A 14,413-nucleotide genomic window follows, 5' to 3' on the forward strand; every position below is an offset into this window, starting at 1 on the left:
TATCCCCCTACTGTTCCAAATACAAAACTTGATCTACTCTACCTTCCAGCAAAATTTCTTCCGGCAAAATGGTTTTTATGACAAACGAACTTCCTTTTATTAATAACTGTCCTTGTTTCAGCAACAGCCTAACTTCTTTATCAGAAAAAGATAGCAACCCTCGATGGTTTTCCACGTATATATGGATTTGTCCGATCATCGTAATTCTTGGAAGGTCCATCATGACATCTTCAGGTAGGTCAAGTGTTTTAGCAAACCAGCTTTTTACTTGCTGCCGCCACTTTTTTGCCATAAAAAAAGAACCTCCTCTCATTTCATATGTATGAAATAAAAGGAAGTTTCAGCACTTCTTTTGATCTTTCCTGCCTAGGAAAAATAATTCCTTTTCGCTCTTGGAGGACCAAGAACTTCAGCTAAAATGATCCCCTTAACCAATTCCTTTTCTTGAATGGTCATGGCAGACTGTTCTTCCGCAGCCTCTTTGATTTCAAACGCTGCCCGGGCTTGATGATCTTCTCGTTCATTTCGTTTTGAATGTCGAATGAAATTCGGTTCAAGTTCCTTCGTAGCCTTTGCCGACAAAGGATGCGTTTTTTCCGCCGTTCTTTCCTTTTTAATGCGATTGATTGAACGTTTTTGCTGGATTTTCGCTTTTCTCATGAACATGTTATATAGATAGCTTCCGACAATGATAATCAAAAGTCCGATCATGGTTTCCATCGCGATTCTCCTTTCATCTTCTACGCTTTTCGTGTATCATTCTCTTTTGAATCCCCAGTCAGTTTGCCGATTGATTCTCTCATCCCTGTATCAGCTACGATATTACGAAGATTGAAATAATCCAAAACGCCTAGATTTCCTTTTCTAAGAGCCTCCGCAGTGGCCAACGGCACTTCTGCTTCTGCCTCTACAACTTTCGCTCTCATTTCTTGAACTTTAGCTTTCATTTCTTGTTCGGTCGCCACAGCAATGGCGCGACGTTCCTCCGCTTTAGCCTGAGCAATTTGTTTATCTGCTTCCGCCTGTTCTGTTTGCAGTTCGGCCCCTATATTTTTTCCAACGTCCACATCGGCAATATCGATCGAAAGAATTTCAAATGCAGTTCCAGAATCAAGCCCCTTCGCAAGTACTGTCTGCGAAATCATATCCGGGTTTTCTAATATTTTTTTATGGTCATCAGCTGAACCGATCGTCGAAACAATTCCTTCCCCGACACGGGCAATAACCGTTTCTTCCCCCGCTCCCCCGACAAGGCGGTCAATATTGGCTCTTACCGTAATTCGAGCTTTCGCTTTGACTTCTATCCCGTTCATCGCTACACCAGCAATAAAAGGAGTTTCAATGACTTTTGGATTGACGCTCATTTGCACTGCCTGCAAGACGTCACGGCCGGCAAGATCAATCGCAGCGGCGCGTTCGAAGGAAAGTTCGATATTCGCCCGGTGCGCTGCGATCAAAGCGTTGACGACACGATCGACATTCCCGCCTGCTAAATAATGGCTTTCCAACTGGTTGGTTGTTACGTGTAAGCCGGCTTTCGACGCTTTAATTAACGGATTGATGACACGGCTTGGAATCACCCTTCTAAGCCTCATCCCAATCAATGTGAAAATGCTGACTCTGACTCCGGCCGCCAATGCCGAAATCCAAAGCATAACCGGAACAATGGTCAAAAGTATGGCTAATAAAATAAGTCCAATCACAATCAGGATAAGAACAAATATCATTCCTGGATCCATTCCTATTCCTCCTGCCTTTTATTGTTTTACTTCTCTTACAATAATACGAACGCCTTCCACTTTTACTACCTGAATTTTTTTATCTTTCGCAATATAATTTCCTTCCGTAATCGCATCGATTCGTTCCTCATCTATCAGAATAGTCCCGGATGGACGAAGAGGAGTAACCGAAACACCTGTTTTTCCGATCAAATCATATCGATTCACATGGGAAACATAGCCTTTTTCTGAATCTGTGGAATCGGTCAGGACCATCCTTTGAAAAAGCTTCATTTTTTGGTGAAACACTCTTCTCATGACGATCATCCCCGTCACGGCAACCCCGATGGCGATCAACAGTGAAATCCCCATCCATAATCGATTATCTCCAACCGTCAAAATGCTTACGATCATGGCGGAAAGCCCTAATATTCCGGCTATTCCGCCCGGTAAAAATAATTCAGCGGTTAAAAGAACAACACCCACTAAAAAGAATGCAACGGCTTCATACCCGGCCGTACCAGCAGTAATATGTGCCCAGAAAAAAAACGCAAGAGCCAATATACCTATAATTCCGACAATTCCAAATCTAGGAGTAAAAAGTTCCATGACGAATGCCAAACTGGCAATGCTCAACAAAATGGTCACCATGGCTGGATGGGTCAGAATACGGCTCCACTTCTCTGCAAAGCTTTCATGAACTTCATTTGTCATTCCCTTCTCCTTTTCAAACGCCAAAACACTCTTCTCTCCGGGAAACGATTTCCCTTGCTGAAGAGAGGATTCCGATTGATTGGCACACACTTCTACAGGCAGCAACAGTAAACAAAGTACGAATAAAAATGATATTCTCGCGATCGCTTACACCTCCACCATTCCCGTTATCTTATTTACGCCCGATGCCGAAAAAAGTTTCGAATGATTTTTTATTTACTCAGCTTTCGCAGTCCAAAATCTTGTTTAAATGCTTGATGTAAATGGTTTTGGGAAGTACAAAATTATCATTTGACATTTTTTAAAACATAAAGAAAGACACCTATTCTTTTGGTAAAATATTGGTGACGAAACCAAATCCAAAAGAAAGGTGTCACCACTATGATAACGAATAAAGACTACTTTGCGCAATTACCAAAAGAAATTAAACAAGGATTTTCCGAATTAAATATTGGATATCATTTAAGAAAAGCGAATATTACGAAACTTTCCGGGTATTCTTGTCTTACTGTTTTCAAACTGATTTTTCTTTTAGTCTTCCAATATAAGAACTGGTTTCGTGCTTTTATGAGTAAACGATCTCAGGATCTGCCCGGAAAGGATACAGTCTATCGCTTTTTAAATACACCAACCTATCATTGGAGAAAGTTTCTGCTTTCATTAAGCAGTGAAATGATCCGTCTGCTTCAACCATTAACTTCAAAAGATCGTGTCACAGCTTTTGTGATTGATGATTCTGTCTTTTCAAGAAACCGTAGTAAGTCGGTTGAACTGTTGGCTAAGGTTTTTGATCACTCTACCCATCAGTACTTGAAAGGGTTTCAAATGCTTACCCTTGGCTGGACCGATAGTTTTACTTTTATTCCCGTTGATTTTGCTCTTCTAAGTTCACCGAAAAAGGAAAATCGCCTGCAAGAAATCAATACCAATATTGATAAACGAACATCTGGCTATAAGCGTCGCCAGGAAGCTCTGAAATCAAAACCGGACGTGGCTTCAGCTTTACTTGATCATGCGCTTGAAAAAGGGATTATAGCTGACTATGTTCTCATGGATTCCTGGTTTACACAAGCGCCTTTAATTGAGAAGATTACGAACAAAGGGTTATTTGTCATTGGCTTGGTGAAGCAATTAAAGCAGCGATACGTTTACAATGGTGAACGTTTCACACTGAATCAACTTTACAAATTGGCAAAACCTCACATGGGTAAAAAAGACATTCGCGGATCCGTTTATGCTACTTTAGACAATGGAATTCCAGTAAAAATTCTATTTGTACGAAACCGTAATAAACGGAGCGAATGGCTTGCCATTCTCAGCACAGATACAACATTAGAAAATGAAGAGATCATTCGTATTTACGGCATGCGTTGGGACATTGAAGTCTTCTTCAAATGCAATAAATCCCTTTTAAATTTAGAGAAAGAATTCCAGGGACGTTCCTACGACATGTTAATTAGCCATACAACCATTGTTTTTACACGATATATTCTCATTGCTTGGCAAATGCGAAAAGAGGAGGATCCTAAGACGATTGGCAACCTTTTTTACATCCTTTGCGAAGATGTAAAAGACATAGATTTTATTACTGCCCTTCAATCACTTATTGACCTTTTCCAAACTTTGGCGGAAGCCGAGGTTTCTTTGAACATGGACATCTTTAAAAATCAAATGAATAAATGGTTGGCCACTATACCTAATTATATCAAGCAATGCTTAAATATTTCTGTGTGCGAAAGTTGAGTTATTTATATATGAAAATGGATCAGAAAAAGGAGGTTAAACGCTCAAAATTTGCCCGCAAAAAAAGAGAGGCGATCGTCTTCGCCTCTCTTTTTTATTTACGATAAATGTTTCTGAACTAGCTTATTGACAAGAGAGCCATCTGCCTTCCCCTTTACTTTTGGCATTATGGCGCTCATTACTTTTCCCAAATCAGCTTTTGAAGAAGCATTCACTTCAGCAATTGTTTCCGTAACAATTTGCTCAAGTTCATCTTCTGTTAATGGTTTAGGCATATATTCACTCACGTAAGTCAGTTCAGTTTGAATTTTCTCAACAAGATCTTCACGACCTGCATTCTGAAATTCTTGGAGGGAGTCTTTCCGTTGTTTTACTTCGCGAGAAAGGACTGTCAACTCTTCGTCTTCTGCCAACTCACTTTTTCCAAGCTTGATCGCTTCGTTTTGAAGAGCAGCTTTCAGCATGCGAATGACAGAAAGCTTTTCTTTTTCCCTATTCTTCATCGCTTGTTTCATGTCGTGATTTAAACGTTCGAGAAGACTCAATGACTACACCCTCTCTTAATACTTGCGTTTTCTGGCCGCTTCAGACTTTTTCTTGCGTCTTACGCTTGGCTTTTCATAAAATTCGCGTTTTCTGTACTCTTGTAAAGTACCTGTTTTAGATACTTGACGTTTAAAACGACGAAGAGCATCTTCAAGCGATTCATTTTTGCGAACAATCGTTTTTGACATCTCTCTTCCCCTCCCTCCGAACACAGTACGATTACATATTGGTTTATGACCATAACATGTACTATGACATTATAATATATGCTTGTCTTTAGGTCAACAATTCTCTCCTCATGAGGAAATGGATGCCTTAGACAAAATGTTTCTACAGCCACCATTCCATTTCTGGAGAAACAGTATTGAATGATTCGAATCTCTTTTTTCTGATAACTGGTTACATAGACAAACTGCCCGGAGTAAAATAATTTTCGAGTAGTTTGTTGCGTTCAATTTATCCAAATGGTTCAAAATGGATCAAATTTAGACCATAAGTTTTTTCAGCGGATAAAAACGAAACATTTTTGTAAGAATATTCACTCTTTTCCGAAAGGCAGACGATGAGTATGCGTCCGATTCTGTTAGGGGTTTTAGCCGCTTTCTTTTTTGCGTTTACATTCCTATTCAACCGGATGATGGATTTAGAAGGCGGAAGCTGGATATGGAGCGCTTCTTTGCGCTATTTTTTTATGGTTCCTCCCATGATGGTGATCGTTGCTTTCCGCAAGGGTCTTAAAACTCTTTGGCAAGAAATGAAAAACCAGCCTTATGAATGGCTGTTATGGAGTACGGTTGGCTTTGGCCTATTTTATGCGCCTTTGTGTTTTGCCGCTGCCTATGGTCCTGGTTGGCTGATTGCCACCACTTGGCAAATAACCATCATTTCGGGTTCACTTCTTGCACCGTTTTTTTACGAAACCGTCCAAACCGCACGAGGCCCCCTCAAGCTGCGAGGACACATTCCCACCCGTGGTCTGGCCATGTCTAGCTTCATTCTGTTAGGGGTGGCTTTTATACAATTCGAACACGCTGCTCGAATTTCAGCTGCCTACGCTGTGCTGTGCATCTTCCCCGTTATGTTGGCTTCCTTTGCTTATCCGCTCGGGAATCGGAAAATGATGGAGGCCGTTTCTCATCGCTTAGACGCTTATCAACGTGTACTTGGCATGACGATCGCGAGCCTTCCTTTTTGGATCGTCCTTTCGTTGTACGGAGCAGCTGTGATCGGCCCTCCCAGCCTCGGACAGATCATTCAAACTGGTTGGGTGGCTATATTTTCCGGAGTGATCGCAACCGTTATGTTTTTTGCGGCTACTGATATGGTAAAAGGAAACATGCAAAAATTGTGCGCTGTGGAAGCAACCCAGTCATCGGAAGTGTTGTTCGCCATAATCGGTGAAATGATCGTATTATCCGCTCCGCTTCCTTCTCCCCTGTCTTGGCTGGGAATCAGTTTTGTCGTTATCGGCATGCTTTTGCACAGTTTCTTGTCGCGTCCCAAAAAAGAACAGAACAATGAGACGATCCATGTATAACAAAGGCAGGATACGATGGAACTTGTATAAAAGCAAAAGAGAATGCCTCTAGTGCATTCTCCTTTCTTTTACGCTAAACGCGCAGCTTTTCCAGCGGGAACATCGTCATCAAGGACGCGGACAAACTGTGCTTCGTTGTATGGATAGCCGGCTTTTGTAATCTTCACTTTGACAAGCTTTCCTACCATGTCTTCTGAAGCAGGGAACACTACCTTTAAGTAATTATCGGTATATCCTTCGTACAGCCCGCTTTCTGGGTCTTCTTTATAACGTTCTTCCGGTATCACTTCCAGCACTTCCCCTTCGAACTGAGAAGCGTATTCTTTTGCCAATTGATCGGAAAGCGTAATGAGACGGTGAACCCGTTCATTTTTGACTTCTTCGTCAATTTGATTTTCCATTCTGGCTGCCGGAGTTCCCGTTCTTTTAGAATACGGGAATACGTGGAGCTCTGCGAATTTATGTTCTTTTACAAAGTTATAGGTTTCCATAAATTCTTCTTCTGTTTCTCCCGGAAAGCCCACAATCACATCGGACGTGACAGCTAATCCCGGAAGCGCTTCGCGCAGTCGATTTAACCGTTCCGCAAAAAACTCCATCGTATATTTGCGGCGCATTCTTTTCAACACAGTGTTAGAACCCGATTGCAACGGAATATGTAAGTGACGAACGACGATGTTGGAGCGGTCGATTACATCAATTACTTCATCCGTGAGCTGGCTCGCTTCAATCGAAGAAATACGCAGGCGCTTCAGCCCATGAACTTGTTCTTCTATGTCTCTTAATAGCATAGCCAGATTGTAATCTTTCATATCAGTCCCATATCCGCCTGTATGAATTCCGGTAAGAACAATTTCTTTGTAGCCGGCATCGACAAGCTGTTGCGCTTGGCGAATGACTTCTTTCGGATCGCGTGAACGCATAAGTCCCCTAGCCCATGGAATAATGCAGAATGTGCAAAAATTATTGCAGCCTTCTTGAATTTTTAAAGAAGCTCTTGTGCGATCCGTAAAGGCCGGAACGTCCATTTCTTCAAACACTCGGTTTTTCATAATGTTTTTGACAGCGTTGATTGGCTGCCGTTCCTTTTGATACTTCTCAACAAAATCAAGAATTTTCGTCCGATCTTGAGTGCCGATGACAATATCGACTCCCGGAATTTCCAAAACTTCCGCAGGCGATGTTTGCGCATAGCAGCCCGTGACACAAATAACAGCGTCAGGATTTTTTCGAACAGCACGCCGGATGACTTGACGGCTTTTTTTATCGCCTGTATTGGTCACCGTGCAAGTATTAATCACATAAATATCCGAAATAGAATCAAAATCAACCCGTTCATAGCCTGCACCTTTAAACAGCTGCCAAATGGCCTCCGTTTCATAGTGGTTTACTTTACATCCTAATGTATGGAATGCCACTGTCGGCATGTAAATCACCTCATTAATTCAAAATGATAGGAAATCGCGGATAAAGCATAAAGAGGAGCCGTTTCCGTCCGTAATATTCTTGGCCCTAAGCCGCACGGAATAAACCCTTTTTCAGACAATAAGGAAGCTTCTTCTTGGGAAAAGCCTCCTTCCGGCCCAAATGCGATCAACAGGGTGTCTTTTTGCTTTACATTTTTCAACGTTTCATAAAATTGCCGATGCTCTCCTTCTTTTGCCGCTTCTTCATAGGCAAATAATTTCCAAGTATAGCGGTCAGCCATTTCACATAACTTTTCAATCGAAACGGGCTCGTATATTTCCGGAATGACGGTTCGCTGAGATTGTTCCGCCGCTTCTTTCGCAATTTTTTCCCAGCGGACTACTTTTTTGTGCATCTTCTTTTCATCCCATTTTACGATGGAGCGCTCTGCCATAAAAGGCAAAAAAGAAGAAGCTCCAAGTTCCGTTCCTTTTTGAATGATCAGCTCTAGTTTATCTCCTTTTGGCAATCCGCTGGCCACCGTCACTTGGATCGGCAACTCCTTTTCATCACGGATCCATTTTACTACCGTGGCCCGGGCACAGTCGCTAGAAATTTCGTCCAAAACCGCCAACGCCGTTTGGTTTTGGCGATCAGAAAAAACAGCATAAAAATGGTCTCCGGCTTTCATTCTCATAACCCGCGACAAATGATGAAAATCTTCGCCTTTTATTCTAAATGACTGATCATCCTTTATTGGTTCGTGAATAAAGTAGCGCTGCACGCTGTCACCATCCAATCTCTACATTCGTTTGGCGATGATCGCCACCCAGTCTTCCATCAACATTGTTTCTTCTATCTTAAATCCGCAGTTTGTAAGGACCTCTATTACTTCTTGACGTTTTTTCTGAATAATGCCGGAAGTAATAAAATATCCCCCTGGTTTGACAACCTTTGCAGCATCCTCCGCAAATCTTACAATCACTTCCGCCAATATGTTGGCTACGACAACGTCCACTTGTTCGGAGACCCCATCCAATAAATTATTTTGCTGCACTGTTACGACGTCTTGGACTTTATTTAATTTCGTATTTAACCTTGCGGCCCGAACGGCCACCTCATCTAAATCGAAGGCCATCACTTTTTCGGCTCCCAATAAGGCAGCACCGATGCTCAATACCCCGGAACCAGTACCGACATCGATCACTCTATCCCCCGGTTTGACGATTTTCTCCAACGCCTGCAAGCACATAACCGTCGTTGGATGGGTGCCGGTTCCAAACGCCATTCCCGGATCTAATTCAATGATCAGTTCATCCGTCGAAACGGGCTTGTATTCCTCCCATGTCGGTACAATCGTGAATTTCTCGGATACTTTGACAGGATTGTAATATTTTTTCCAAGCCGTCGCCCATTCTTCTTCATGCACTTCGCTGATCGTAACCTTATTTTCTCCGATATCAATGTCGAATAAGACAAGATTGTTGATTGCTTGCTTGATCTCTTCTACCGTTTCGCCAAGGAAACTGTTAATGGGAAGATAGGCTTTAATAATAACCCCTTCTTCAGGATAATCATCAGGATTTAGTTGATAAATTTCCCCGAATTGATCTTCCCTTTCTTTTTTCAACTCATAAGGATCTTCAATCACAACACCGCTTGCCCCAGCTTCGTGCAAAATATTTGAAATAGGTTCAATTGCTTCGTTTGTTGTATGGATACTGATTTCCGACCATTTCATGTTTTGCTTTGCTCCGTTTCTTATTAATCGCGTTTAATTGCCCTTTTCACCTTATCAAACAATGATTCGTGTTGTTCATCTGGAATGGAACCGCCAATCTCCGCAAATTCACGCAATAATTGTTTTTGTTTTTCGGTGAGCTTCGTTGGCGTTACGACTTTCACAATGATATGCTGGTCTCCGACTCCATAGCCGTGCACATTCGGAGCCCCTTTTCCGCGCAGGCGGAATTTTGTTCCTGTTTGTGTGCCGGCAGGAATTTTCAATTTCACCTTGCCATGAAGGGTAGGGACTTCTATCTCGTCTCCCAATGCCGCTTGGGCAAAGGTAAGTGGCATTTCACAATAAATATCGTCTCCGTCCCGCTCGAAAAACTCATGAGGCTTTACATGGAATACAATGTACAAATCTCCAGGAGGACCCCCGTTAACCCCAGGTTCTCCTTGACCGGCCACACGCAGTTGTTGTCCATCGTCGATTCCAGCCGGTATTTTAATATGAATGCGACGTCTTTTTCTCACTTTACCGGTTCCGCCGCAAGTCGAACATTTTTCTCGAATGATTTGACCAGTGCCATCACAATGCGTACATACCCGTCGGTTGACAATGCGTCCAAATGGCGTATTTTGCTCCGTGCTGATTTGCCCGGTTCCGTGGCAATGTGGACAAGTTTCCGGTTTCGTTCCCGGCTTTGCTCCGGAACCGCCGCAAGTATCGCATGTTTCTTCCTTTGGAATTTGAATATCGGTTTCTTTTCCAAAAACGGCCTCTTCAAACGAAATGCTCATGGAATATTGCAGATCGGCTCCTGCTCTTGGAGCATTCGGATTTCTTCTTCTTGAACCGCCCCCGCCAAAAAATGTATTGAAAATGTCTTCAAAGCCGCCAAAACCATCAAAACCGCTGAATCCTCCGCCAAAGCCTTGATTTTGACTTGGATCCTCATGTCCAAATTGGTCATAGCGGGCGCGTTTTTGATCATCGCTTAAAACTTCATATGCCTCTTTCACTTCTTTAAACTTTTCTTCGGCGCCAGGTTCTTTATTGATATCCGGGTGGTATTTCTTTGAAAGTTTTCGATATGCTCTTTTAATTTCATCTTTTGAAGCGTTTTTACTCACGCCTAAAACTTCATAATAATCTCTTTTACTCATACCTAGAACACTCCCGCATCTCACATAAAGAATATTTTATCATTGAATCCAGCCGTTATGCAATGAAATCGTTAGCTGCGGTGAAAGGAAATGTTTGATGCCAATGAAGAAAAAAGCCAAAGCCATGAAGAACACCTGACTTTGACTTTTTTCTTTTCCTCAAACGGCCATTATTTCTTGTCGTCGTTCATTTCTTCGAATTCCGCATCCACTACATTGTCATCTTTTTTCTTGCTGTCATTTCCTTGTTGAGATTGTGCTTGTTGGGCTGCATTTTCATAAAGTTTGATGGAGAGGTTTTGAACGATTTCTTGAAGAGCCTCTTTCTTTTGGCGAATTTCTTCCAAATTATTTTTTTCAATGGCGGCTTTCAAGGCATCTCTAGCTTCTTCCGCTTTTTTCACTTCGCCGGCATCCACTTTTCCTTCCAGCTCTTTCAAAGTCTTGTCAACCGTAAAGACGAGCTGGTCAGCTTCGTTGCGAAGTTCTGCTTCTTCTTTGCGTTTTCTGTCGGCTTCCGCATTTTCCTCTGCTTCTTTGACCATGCGTTGAATTTCTTCTTCGGACAATCCAGAGGACGATTTAATCGTAATTTTTTGCTCTTTTCCAGTTCCTAAATCTTTCGCACTAACGTTAACAATACCGTTTTTGTCGATATCGAAAGTCACTTCAATTTGCGGTACTCCTCTTGGAGCAGGTGGAATATCCGTTAATTGGAAGCGGCCAAGTGTTTTGTTATCCGCTGCCATCGGGCGTTCTCCTTGAAGAACGTGAATATCCACAGCCGTTTGGTTATCGGCTGCAGTGGAGAAAATTTGCGACTTCGATGTCGGAATCGTGGTATTGCGTTCGATCAATTTCGTGAACACGCCGCCCATCGTTTCAATTCCGAGTGAAAGCGGAGTAACGTCCAGCAATACAACGTCTCTCACATCGCCTGTCAAAACTCCCCCTTGAATAGCAGCACCCATGGCCACTACTTCATCCGGATTGACCCCTTTATGCGGTTCTTTTCCAATTTCTTTGCGAATGGCTTCTTGAACCGCCGGTATACGAGTAGATCCCCCGACAAGTATAACTTTGTCGATATCAGCAGGAGTTAAACCGGCATCTTGAAGTGCTTGACGCGTCGGTCCCATTGTACGTTCTACCAGGTGCGCGGAGAGTTCGTCAAATTTAGCACGCGTCAAGGTCATTTCCAAATGAAGAGGTCCTGATTCGCCTGCTGTAATGAACGGCAAGGAGATTTGTGTCGTCGTTACACCGGAAAGATCTTTTTTCGCTTTTTCGGCAGCATCTTTTAAACGTTGCATAGCCATTTTGTCTTTTGACAAATCAATTCCGTTTTCTTTTTTGAATTCTTCCACTAAGTAGTCAATAATCACTTGGTCAAAATCATCGCCGCCAAGATGGTTATCTCCGGCAGTAGCGCGCACTTCAAACACGCCGTCGCCCAATTCAAGAATGGAGACGTCAAACGTTCCTCCACCAAGGTCGTATACTAAAATTGTTTGATCATCTTCCATTTTGTCTAATCCATAAGCAAGAGCAGCCGCAGTTGGTTCGTTGATGATCCGTTCGACTTCCAAACCGGCAATTTTACCGGCATCTTTTGTGGCTTGACGTTGTGCGTCATTAAAATAAGCAGGTACAGTAATAACCGCTTTATCTACTTTTTCTCCCAAATAGTCTTCTGCATAAGATTTTAAGTATTGTAAAATCATTGCAGAAATTTCTTGTGGAGTATATTGTTTTCCTTCAATTTCCACTTTATAGTCCGTTCCCATATGACGTTTAATGGAAATAATGGTATTCGGGTTGGTAATGGCTTGACGTTTTGCCACTTCCCCTACTTGTCTTTCCCCATTTTTAAAGGCTACAACCGAAGGAGTTGTACGGTTTCCTTCTGGATTGGGAATTACTTTCGGTTCACCGCCTTCAAGAACGGCAACACAAGAGTTTGTAGTTCCTAAATCAATCCCAATGATCTTGCTCATGTCTCATACCTCCTAACTTGTTATGTAAAACTTTCCGTCCTATTGATTTACTTTCACCATCGCAGGACGTATCACACGGTCTTTTAATTTATAGCCTTTTTGAAGTTCTTCCACTACGATGTTAGGACCAACCGTTTCATCGTTAGCCACCATGACGGCTTGATGAATATTTGGATCAAACTCTTTTCCAGCCGCTTCAATTTCTTCAAGTCCTTCTTTTTTTAAGGCTTCCAAAACACCATTGTAAACCATCTTCATTCCTTGAAGAAGAGATTTTGCTTGCTCATCAGAGACCGTTACTTGCAATGCTCGTTCAAAATTGTCCAGAACGGGAAGAAGGTCAGAGATTAAGCTTTGGGCTCGATATTTTTCGCTGGCTTGCTTTTCGATATTCACACGCCGGCGATAATTTTCAAAGTCCGCCAACAATCGCAAATAACGATTCTCTGCTTCCTCCAGTTTAGTCTCCAATTCTTTAATTTTTTGTTTTTGCTTTTCGATATCTGTTTGATTTTCTTCTTGAACATTCTCCCCATTTTCTGGAGATTCTTCCGATTGTTCCTCGGATTCAGCTACTTGTTTAGAAAGTTCCGGTTTATTCTCAGTTTCAGACTGAAGTTCTTCGTTTTCTTTCTCTTTTAATTCTTGCTCTGTCTCATCCATCGATTGTTTTTTTTCTTCTGTCAATGGATTCACCTCCTTAAAATGGCGGAAAGTGGAAAGACAAAGAAAAAGAGAGCAGCCAGCCTAAAAGCCGGTTACCGCCCGCTATCAACACTCCTCAATATTTCCACCATGTTTAATTTTGATACAATTTTGTCAATACATTACTCAAACTATCGCTAAAAAACTGGAGCAGACTAATGACTCTTGAATACTCCATACGAGTCGGACCTAAAACGGCAATGGTTCCCACATGTTTATCTCCTATAGAATAGGAAGCCGTGATGAGACTGCAATCTTTCATGGCCAAATTTTTGTTTTCTCTTCCAATTTTCACTTGAATGCCGATTGGAATTTGGTTCAACAAACGGGCAATGCCTTTCTCTTGTTCAATCATATCCAGTAATAACCGAATTTTCTCGATATCATGAAATTCAGGCTGATTCAACATATTGGTCTTCCCGCCGAAAAATAATTTTTCATCGGCTGGAAGTTCTACCGCCCTCACCAGCGAGCGAAGAATATCGTCATAATTAGATATATGCTGGCGAAGCAGCGTTGCCACTTCTTTATATATGTGATCCTGCAAATTGTCAAGCGGAACGCCAAATAATCGTTCATTTAAAATATTGACCATTTTTTCTATATCGCCTGAACTGATCGTTTTCGGGAGAGTAAAGGTCCGATTTTCCACATGTCCAGTATCCGTCACAATGATGGCAACCGCCGTTTCCTTATTTAAAGGGACAATTTGGATTCTTTTTAATTTGTTCTCTTTTAATCTTGGCCCCAGCGCAATCGCTGTATAATTGGTCAGCTCTGATAAAATTTTCGCCGACTTTTGTACGATCCTCTCCATTTCATAAATCCTTTCAGCGAAGATGGAGCGGATCATCATAATATCTTGTTTATTGAGTTTCTCCGGATGAAGGAGATGATCAACGTAGTAGCGATACCCTTTTTCAGACGGAATTCTCCCTGATGAAGTATGCGTTTTTTCGAGAAATCCCAATTCTTCCAAATCAGCCATTTCATTGCGAATGGTGGCCGAACTAAAATGGATTTCGCTTTTTTTGGATAAACTGCGCGAGCCGACAGGTTGTGCAGATCGAATAAAGTCATCAATAATTGCTTGCAGAATCAGCAATTGGCGATCTGTTAACACCTTACATCACCTCTGTTAGCACTCTCTT

The 14,413-nt window shown here is 42.1% G+C and carries 15 protein-coding genes; 2 read left to right on the forward strand and 13 right to left on the reverse strand.

Going from position 1 to position 14,413, the window contains the following annotated elements:
- Positions 1–7: 7 nt before the first annotated feature.
- The 4 genes from yqfC to NST12_RS11125 form a co-directional block, all read right to left on the reverse strand.
- Entirely contained in the window at positions 8–292 is a 285-nt protein-coding gene (gene yqfC, locus NST12_RS11110) for a sporulation protein YqfC (RefSeq protein ID WP_340402387.1), read from the reverse strand.
- 74 nt (positions 293–366) lie between these two features.
- Positions 367–720 carry a hypothetical protein gene (locus NST12_RS11115; RefSeq protein WP_341101240.1) on the reverse strand — a complete coding sequence of 118 codons (354 nt, stop codon included), beginning with the start codon at positions 718–720 and terminating at the stop codon, positions 367–369.
- 20 nt (positions 721–740) lie between these two features.
- Positions 741–1,739, reverse strand: a complete 999-nt coding sequence (gene floA / locus NST12_RS11120) for a flotillin-like protein FloA (protein ID WP_327796958.1) — start codon at positions 1,737–1,739, stop codon at positions 741–743.
- 18 nt (positions 1,740–1,757) lie between these two features.
- A complete protein-coding gene (locus NST12_RS11125) occupies positions 1,758–2,432 on the reverse strand; it encodes an NfeD family protein (protein WP_327823973.1) in 675 nt (224 codons plus the stop codon).
- Positions 2,433–2,813: 381 nt separating this feature from the next.
- On the opposite strand from NST12_RS11125, the gene NST12_RS11130 reads away from it, so the two are divergent.
- Entirely contained in the window at positions 2,814–4,175 is a 1,362-nt protein-coding gene (locus NST12_RS11130) for an IS4 family transposase (RefSeq protein WP_087960047.1), read from the forward strand.
- Positions 4,176–4,273: 98 nt separating this feature from the next.
- Here NST12_RS11130 and NST12_RS11135 read toward each other — a convergent pair whose 3' ends face one another.
- Together NST12_RS11135 and rpsU are read right to left on the reverse strand one after the other, a co-directional pair.
- Positions 4,274–4,720: a GatB/YqeY domain-containing protein gene (locus tag NST12_RS11135; protein WP_003355404.1), complete on the reverse strand. Its 447-nt coding sequence runs from the start codon at positions 4,718–4,720 to the stop codon at positions 4,274–4,276.
- 15 nt (positions 4,721–4,735) lie between these two features.
- Positions 4,736–4,909, reverse strand: a complete 174-nt coding sequence (gene rpsU / locus NST12_RS11140; protein ID WP_003355405.1) for a 30S ribosomal protein S21 — start codon at positions 4,907–4,909, stop codon at positions 4,736–4,738.
- Between the two features lie 380 nt (positions 4,910–5,289).
- On the opposite strand from rpsU, the gene NST12_RS11145 reads away from it, so the two are divergent.
- A complete protein-coding gene (locus NST12_RS11145; protein ID WP_341102212.1) occupies positions 5,290–6,258 on the forward strand; it encodes a DMT family transporter in 969 nt (322 codons plus the stop codon).
- A 68-nt stretch (positions 6,259–6,326) separates the two neighbouring features.
- On the opposite strand, the gene mtaB is transcribed toward NST12_RS11145, so the two are convergent.
- The 7 genes from mtaB to hrcA all read right to left on the reverse strand — a co-directional run bounded on the left by mtaB (position 6,327) and on the right by hrcA (position 14,385).
- On the reverse strand, positions 6,327–7,685 hold the full coding sequence (gene mtaB, locus NST12_RS11150) for a tRNA (N(6)-L-threonylcarbamoyladenosine(37)-C(2))-methylthiotransferase MtaB (RefSeq protein ID WP_003355410.1): 1,359 nt from the start codon (positions 7,683–7,685) through the stop codon (positions 6,327–6,329).
- 5 nt (positions 7,686–7,690) lie between these two features.
- Complete coding sequence (locus NST12_RS11155; RefSeq protein ID WP_003355412.1) at positions 7,691–8,449, reverse strand: 16S rRNA (uracil(1498)-N(3))-methyltransferase; 759 nt, start codon at positions 8,447–8,449, stop codon at positions 7,691–7,693.
- An 18-nt stretch (positions 8,450–8,467) separates the two neighbouring features.
- Entirely contained in the window at positions 8,468–9,406 is a 939-nt protein-coding gene (prmA, locus tag NST12_RS11160) for a 50S ribosomal protein L11 methyltransferase (RefSeq protein WP_327796955.1), read from the reverse strand.
- A 23-nt stretch (positions 9,407–9,429) separates the two neighbouring features.
- Complete coding sequence (gene dnaJ, locus NST12_RS11165; protein WP_003355414.1) at positions 9,430–10,560, reverse strand: molecular chaperone DnaJ; 1,131 nt, start codon at positions 10,558–10,560, stop codon at positions 9,430–9,432.
- Positions 10,561–10,730: 170 nt separating this feature from the next.
- A complete protein-coding gene (gene dnaK / locus NST12_RS11170) occupies positions 10,731–12,557 on the reverse strand; it encodes a molecular chaperone DnaK (protein ID WP_048623716.1) in 1,827 nt (608 codons plus the stop codon).
- Positions 12,558–12,596: 39 nt separating this feature from the next.
- Complete coding sequence (gene grpE, locus NST12_RS11175; RefSeq protein WP_445662346.1) at positions 12,597–13,220, reverse strand: nucleotide exchange factor GrpE; 624 nt, start codon at positions 13,218–13,220, stop codon at positions 12,597–12,599.
- A gap of 136 nt (positions 13,221–13,356) precedes the next feature.
- Positions 13,357–14,385 (reverse strand): heat-inducible transcriptional repressor HrcA, encoded by a 1,029-nt coding sequence (gene hrcA, locus NST12_RS11180; protein WP_048623717.1) that lies wholly within the window; start codon positions 14,383–14,385, stop codon positions 13,357–13,359.
- Between the last annotated feature and the right edge of the window lie 28 nt (positions 14,386–14,413).

It is taken from the genome of Bacillus sp. FSL W8-1127, assembly GCF_038006725.1.
Taxonomy (GTDB): Bacteria; Bacillota; Bacilli; order Bacillales; family DSM-4216; genus Bacillus_O; species Bacillus_O smithii.

Coding starts and splice junctions, on each gene's coding strand:
- floA (WP_327796958.1), bottom strand. CDS start 1,739: ATGGATCCAGGAATGATATTTGTTCTTATCCTGATTGTGATTGGACTT.
- dnaJ (WP_003355414.1), bottom strand. CDS start 10,560: ATGAGTAAAAGAGATTATTATGAAGTTTTAGGCGTGAGTAAAAACGCT.
- NST12_RS11115 (WP_341101240.1), bottom strand. CDS start 720: ATGGAAACCATGATCGGACTTTTGATTATCATTGTCGGAAGCTATCTA.
- grpE (WP_445662346.1), bottom strand. CDS start 13,220: ATGGATGAGACAGAGCAAGAATTAAAAGAGAAAGAAAACGAAGAACTT.
- prmA (WP_327796955.1), bottom strand. CDS start 9,406: ATGAAATGGTCGGAAATCAGTATCCATACAACAAACGAAGCAATTGAA.
- mtaB (WP_003355410.1), bottom strand. CDS start 7,685: ATGCCGACAGTGGCATTCCATACATTAGGATGTAAAGTAAACCACTAT.
- NST12_RS11130 (WP_087960047.1), top strand. CDS start 2,814: ATGATAACGAATAAAGACTACTTTGCGCAATTACCAAAAGAAATTAAA.
- rpsU (WP_003355405.1), bottom strand. CDS start 4,909: ATGTCAAAAACGATTGTTCGCAAAAATGAATCGCTTGAAGATGCTCTT.
- NST12_RS11145 (WP_341102212.1), top strand. CDS start 5,290: ATGCGTCCGATTCTGTTAGGGGTTTTAGCCGCTTTCTTTTTTGCGTTT.
- yqfC (WP_340402387.1), bottom strand. CDS start 292: ATGGCAAAAAAGTGGCGGCAGCAAGTAAAAAGCTGGTTTGCTAAAACA.
- NST12_RS11125 (WP_327823973.1), bottom strand. CDS start 2,432: ATGACAAATGAAGTTCATGAAAGCTTTGCAGAGAAGTGGAGCCGTATT.
- dnaK (WP_048623716.1), bottom strand. CDS start 12,557: ATGAGCAAGATCATTGGGATTGATTTAGGAACTACAAACTCTTGTGTT.